This is a genomic window from Bowmanella yangjiangensis, assembly GCF_017255015.1.
GTDB classification, from domain to species: Bacteria; Pseudomonadota; Gammaproteobacteria; order Enterobacterales; family Alteromonadaceae; genus Bowmanella; species Bowmanella yangjiangensis.
This window is the reverse complement of record NZ_JAFKCS010000246.1, coordinates 1-1,184: the sequence shown is the minus strand read 5'-3', so window position 1 is coordinate 1,184 and position 1,184 is coordinate 1. Positions and strand designations below refer to the sequence as shown.

The window sequence follows — 1,184 nt, the reverse complement described above, 5'->3', positions numbered from 1 at the left end:
CTCGGTATCGGCGAGCTGCCGTTCGTCGAGGTGCAGCGCCTGCAGCTCAAGCTGATCGTCTCCCGCCACGCGGCGGATGCCGTACAGCTGCGCGACGCGCTCGACCATGCCTACCAGCGCCTGCAGGCCAGAGGCGAAGACCTGCAACTGCCCTGAGTCGCCCGGCCCCTATTCGATGCGGTAGCTGAAGGTGTTCTTCACGTTGGCCACCGCCACCGCCTGGCCGTTGACCACGCGCGGTTGGTAGCGAAAGGTCCTGGCCGCAGCCAGTGACGGTTTGACGAAGAACGGATGGCAATTGCCGACCACCTGCGGGTCTTCCACACGCCCGGCAGCGTTCACCGTATAGGCCACCGTGCATTCGCCCTCGATCTTGCGTTCCAGCGCCTTGGCCGGATAGTCCGGCGCCTGCTTGGCGATGGGCAGGTACTGGCGGCTAGCCGCCTGCGCCTCGGCGCGCGCCGCAGCGGCTGCGGCATTCGCCGCCGCCACGCGCTCGGCTTCGAGCCGGCGGGCCTCGGCCAACTGCTGCGCTTCCAACTGCGCCTGACGCGCCGCCTCTTCGCGGGCCAGACGCTCCTGGCGCTGCGCCTCGGCACGCCGCTGCTGACGTTCACGCTGCAAGCGCAGCGCCTGTTCCTCACGCGCCTGCTCGGCCCTCTTGAAGGCCAGGTCCGCCTGTTCGGGTGCAGGCACCTCGACCGGCGCTTCCGCCGGCGGCGCCACTGCCGGTTCGGCGACAACGGGCGCCGGCGGTTGAACCACGGGGGCCGGCAGGCTGATCAGCTCGGTGGTGAGTACCGTGGCAAGCGGTGTCGGCAGCGGCGCCTGGTGGGCCAGGTGCAGCAGCACATAGGCCAGGCCGGCATGCAGGGCGATGGCGACGCCAATGGCGAGGCCATGCTCGCGCCAGGCCGGCCAGGCCAGACGCGGCGCGGGCATTTCCAGGGTCATGCTGCTCATGTCAGGGCGCCTCGGTGATCAGGCCCAGGCGGCTGATACCGCCACGCTGCAACTCGGCGATGCCGGCGACCACCGAGGCATAGTCGGCATGCTGGTCGGCGCGCACGTAGACCTGGGTCTGCGGGTTGGCGGCGACGATGGCGGCGATCTTCTCGCGCATCGCCTCCTTGCTCGGCGCACTGTCGGTCTGCGACTCGATATCCACTTCGCTGCCCAGGTTC

The 1,184-nt window shown here is 69.8% G+C and carries 2 protein-coding genes; both read right to left on the bottom strand.

Features of this window, described 5'->3' with window-relative positions; all coding sequences use genetic code 11:
* Nucleotides 1–168: 168 nt before the first annotated feature.
* On the bottom strand, nucleotides 169–963 hold the full coding sequence (locus J0A65_RS23695; RefSeq protein WP_206596738.1) for an energy transducer TonB: 795 nt from the start codon (nucleotides 961–963) through the stop codon (nucleotides 169–171).
* Between the two features lies 1 nt (nucleotide 964).
* Nucleotides 965–1,184 (bottom strand): ExbD/TolR family protein (locus tag J0A65_RS23690; RefSeq protein WP_206596737.1); only part of this gene is annotated, 220 nt, incomplete at its 5' end.

Coding starts and splice junctions, on each gene's coding strand:
- J0A65_RS23695 (WP_206596738.1), bottom strand. CDS start 963: ATGAGCAGCATGACCCTGGAAATGCCCGCGCCGCGTCTGGCCTGGCCG.